At 43.0% G+C, this 3,849-nt stretch carries 5 protein-coding genes and 1 pseudogene; 2 read left to right on the forward strand and 4 right to left on the reverse strand.

Going from position 1 to position 3,849, the window contains the following annotated elements:
- Together EI164_RS14985 and EI164_RS14990 are read left to right on the forward strand one after the other, a co-directional pair.
- Nucleotides 1-89, forward strand: a pseudogene (locus tag EI164_RS14985) (IS5/IS1182 family transposase); the annotation flags it as partial.
- Nucleotides 90-108: 19 nt separating this feature from the next.
- Nucleotides 109-459, forward strand: a complete 351-nt coding sequence (locus tag EI164_RS14990) for a hypothetical protein (RefSeq protein ID WP_192520723.1) — start codon at nucleotides 109-111, stop codon at nucleotides 457-459.
- Here the strand turns inward: EI164_RS14990 and EI164_RS14995 are convergent.
- From EI164_RS14995 to EI164_RS15010, 4 genes are all read right to left on the reverse strand, one after another.
- Nucleotides 448-780: a TIGR01244 family sulfur transferase gene (locus tag EI164_RS14995; protein ID WP_192520725.1), complete on the reverse strand. Its 333-nt coding sequence runs from the start codon at nucleotides 778-780 to the stop codon at nucleotides 448-450. The genes EI164_RS14990 and EI164_RS14995 overlap by 12 nt on opposite strands.
- Nucleotides 781-913: 133 nt before the next feature.
- The gene (locus EI164_RS15000; protein ID WP_192520726.1) at nucleotides 914-1,240 is read right to left on the reverse strand and encodes a beta-lactamase hydrolase domain-containing protein; all 327 of its coding nucleotides are present in this window, start codon (nucleotides 1,238-1,240) and stop codon (nucleotides 914-916) included.
- A 115-nt stretch (nucleotides 1,241-1,355) separates the two neighbouring features.
- The gene (locus tag EI164_RS15005; RefSeq protein ID WP_192520727.1) at nucleotides 1,356-3,065 is read right to left on the reverse strand and encodes a SulP family inorganic anion transporter; all 1,710 of its coding nucleotides are present in this window, start codon (nucleotides 3,063-3,065) and stop codon (nucleotides 1,356-1,358) included.
- A gap of 230 nt (nucleotides 3,066-3,295) precedes the next feature.
- On the reverse strand, nucleotides 3,296-3,586 hold the full coding sequence (locus EI164_RS15010) for an ArsR/SmtB family transcription factor (protein ID WP_192520729.1): 291 nt from the start codon (nucleotides 3,584-3,586) through the stop codon (nucleotides 3,296-3,298).
- Between the last annotated feature and the right edge of the window lie 263 nt (nucleotides 3,587-3,849).

The following is a 3,849-nucleotide window of genomic DNA, read 5'->3' on the forward strand; positions in this document are numbered from 1 at the left end:
GCATTGCCACGCGATATGATAAGCTCAAAGATAGCTATGCAGCGGCGGTAATGCTTGCTTGTGTCTTTATCTGGTTGCCCCTGATTTGAATTCTATACACACCCTAGTGTGCCTTTAATTTTATTTGATGAAAGCTGCCATTTTCATCATGCAGCTATCCAAGGGTTGAGCCAAATCAATGTTGCTAGTCAAGTGGTCTGTAGCGCGAATAGCGTTGGTGCAATAAGTAGTTTAATACTGACAGGGCAAGGGATAACTGTGGTGGCTAAAAGCAGCTTGGGTCAGATGACAGCCTTAACAAAAGCTAATAATCCATTGCCTTTTGTCTTACCAAAATTGCCAGAGGTTATTATCGAAATGGTCATAACGGCAAACGCCCATCCAAATTTTGGACGGGCGCAATTATCGATAGTGTGTGATAACTATTTACAATCTATGAGTGATCACTCAGTCGTCTAACAAATCCATCTGCTTGGCGGCTTCATAGATACCGTTTGAGCGGTTGCCTGTACGACAAAACATCAATATTGGCTGCTCAGCTTGATTGAAAAAGTCAGCAAAGGTTTCGACATGGTTTTGGTTCAGCTCACTACCTGCAAAAGAAACCTCTTTATAAGCAAGGCCTGCTTCTTTAGCCGCCGCTTCAATCTCAGCACTGGTCGGTTGGTTTGCCTCTTCACCATCTGGGCGATTGTTAATAATGGTTTTGAAACCGTTTTCGGCAATCATGGCTACTTGGTCAGGAGTGATTTGTCCAGTGAAGTTAACTTGATGGCTCATAAGAATTCCTTATTATTTTCTATATAAGTAGGTGATAGGTTTATTATTTGAGTACAGTGCTAAGCCTAAGCTGAATGTGTAACTTTCTAAAGAGGTACTGTGTAAAGGGTATTACAGTATTATCTTGAACCAACTATAACAGGCCTTGCATTAATGCACTTTGATACAGCAGCTTGGCACGTGCGCCAGTACCACAAAACATGAGTATGGGCTTGGGCATAGAGTGATAAAACTCGGCAAATTGCTCTATAGTTAGCAGACTTAGTCGCTCATCATCAAACGGCAGATGATGATAGGTCAAGTTGGCATCTGCAGTTGCATGGACAAAGTCGCAGCTATTGGGCTGCGTCTCCGTCTCAGCATCAGGACGGATATTAAGCACAGAGCGGTAGCCAAGCTCGGCAATTTTGTTACATTGGCTTGGATAAATTTGCTTATAAATGGTTAAGTTATCGGTCATAAATTACTTCGGTCGCAGATATTAAAAGGCATTTGAATATAGAATGTTTTTTAAAGTTGTCATTTAGACTGTACTTTTAGGCGTTAGCATAACACAGCTTTTAGTATAGCTAGAATTAACTATCTTTTAGAGCCTCTACTGCATCCATGGTACTCAAATAAACATAGCCTGAGAGGTGAGTGATCACAGGGGTATGTTCAATGATATCCATCACAGGGCCTTTAATAAAGCTAAAATTTAAGTGCTTATTTTGGCTGAGAAGCTCTTTATTAAGGCTGATCAGCATCTCTTGTCCAGTCAAATCAATATGATTGACTGCTGACATAATGAGGATAATCTCATGAGCTTGTGGGTACTGTTGGGTCGCTTGTATTACCCGCCGATGAACGGCTTCGCTGTTACCAAAAAACAAGCTTTCATCGGTACGCAGCATCAATAAATTGTCGAATGTCACCACATCATGACGATTGATATTACGAAAGTGTCCTGTACCTGCTAACTGCCCGACGATGGCCACGTGCGGTTTACTTGACTGCCAAATCAAGCTAGCAAAAGACACCATCAAACCAATCACTAAGCCAGTATTTAGTCCAAACATTAAAACACCAGCAAAGGCTGCCATAAAGCTAGCCGCATCGATACGGTCACGTTGCCATGCTGACTTTAAGGTTGATATATCAATGAGGCCGATGATAGAGGCCATGATGGTCGCGCCTAATATGGCATAAGGAAGTGGTGATAAAGTATTGCCAAAAGCGATCAAAGCGGCCAGCATAACTATCACAGTCACTAGACTAGCGACAGGCGTTTTGGCACCTGAATCAGCATTGATTGCGGTGCGTGAAAAGCCGCCGGCGACAGCAAAACTCTGAAAAAATCCACCCGCGATATTAGCAGCACCCAGTCCAGTTAGCTCGCGGTTGGCATCAAAGGTCTCACCGCGTAAGCGCGCATAATTGCTCGCCACTGAACTACTTGATACAAATACAATCAGTGCCATCAGTCCTGCGCTAGGTAATAGGTTCAGTGCGACATCAAAGTTTGGTACATAGGGAAGCGTGAAATTGGGTAGCCCTTGCGGAATACTACCAATCGTTGCCACACCGCTCGTATGCCAATGTAAGCTGATACTTAAGATAATCGTTATACCAAGCAGGATAAGCGGAAACAAACGTTCTGCCCATTTGGCATAAGCTAGTGGTAACCAAGATTTCCATACCCATTTACTGCCATAACGATTAGCAATGAGTAAAGTAAAAGCGATGATGCCGATAAGCAAGGTTAGCGGATGTAGTTGATGGAAATATAGTTGCATACTCGATAAATAACCGAATAATCCGTTCCCTGAGATAGGGATAGCAGTCAAGTATTTAAGCTGACTAACAAAAATAAGCACCGCAGCACCACTGATAAAACCAGCAGAAACACCCCGACTGATAAATTGCATAATCCAGCCAAGCTTGAGCCGACCTGCTAACCATAACATCGCCCCCACCATTAATGACAGTAAGCTGGCCATCAATACATATTGCTGAGCGCCATCTGATGCGTAGGGATGTAGACTGCTAGCTGTCATGATTGCTGTGATAGCCACAGGCCCTATCGCTTGGACGTTACTTGAGCCTATCCACGCATAGACAATGACAGGAACGATAGCCGCATATAGGCCATAAACGGGTGGCAGTCCTGCCAACACTGCATAGCCCAAACTTTGTGGAATGACAAGCACACCAACTACCAACCCTGCGATGACGTCAGTCGGCAGCGCAGATAGCTTGTATTGGCGTAGCCAAGCAGGTATCAGACGAGCGGCAATAGAAGGCATAACAATAGGTCGTCATCATAAGAAAAAAGTTAACTACATCTAGGTACTTAGGGCGTGTCTTCATTTCAAAAATGGTGATAAAAATGAGATAAATTGCCGTTAAACAAGGAAAATAGTTGGTTAATATCGGGATATTAACCAACTATTTGACGATGTTTAACAAGATTCAGCCATTTTTAGCCCATTGAGATAACTATCGAATGAATTGAAGACACGCCCTAGTGTACAAGCTATCTGTCTATTTTGGCACAAAAGCGTTGATAAAGTAGGTCTAGTACTGCTAAAGCATCATCACTGGCGATGCTATAGTAGATTTGTTTACCTTCACGGCGTGTTGAGACGAGCTTATCCTTGCGTAGGATTCCTAGCTGCTGTGACAAGCTTGGCTGCCCAACGCCAACCAGTTTCTCAAGCTCACTGACGCAGTATTCTCCTTGAGTTAGCTGACATAGGAGTAACAAGCGATCAGGATGTGAGAGTGACTTTAGTAACTGACTAGCTTGCATAGAGGCTTGTTGCATTTGCTCAGCAAGGTCTGAAGGTACAAGGTCTGTTTCACTAGGCGAGATATTTTCGCTAGCGCTAATGTTCGATGTGCTCAGTACTGAGGTATTCAGAGCGAGCTCCTTATATAGAGTATAAATGGTGAAGTTTAAAATTTATGAATAAACATACTTAATTAACCCCACTCTCAACTTCGAAAGTGATTGAAAAAAGAAGAGCACCTCACTAATCTATTGTTTTCGACCAAGAATACAATGGAGTTGTGAGATGCCCATAGACG

Origin of the sequence: Psychrobacter sp. FME13 (genome assembly GCF_014861395.1) — a bacterium.
Lineage (GTDB): Bacteria > Pseudomonadota > Gammaproteobacteria > Pseudomonadales > Moraxellaceae > Psychrobacter.

What these genes read in the sequence shown, in the direction of transcription:
- EI164_RS14995 (WP_192520725.1), bottom strand. Translation starts at nt 780, where the DNA reads ATGAGCCATCAAGTTAACTTCACTGGACAAATCACTCCTGACCAAGTA.
- EI164_RS15000 (WP_192520726.1), bottom strand. Translation starts at nt 1,240, where the DNA reads ATGACCGATAACTTAACCATTTATAAGCAAATTTATCCAAGCCAATGT.
- EI164_RS15005 (WP_192520727.1), bottom strand. Translation starts at nt 3,065, where the DNA reads ATGCCTTCTATTGCCGCTCGTCTGATACCTGCTTGGCTACGCCAATAC.
- EI164_RS15010 (WP_192520729.1), bottom strand. Translation starts at nt 3,586, where the DNA reads ATGCAACAAGCCTCTATGCAAGCTAGTCAGTTACTAAAGTCACTCTCA.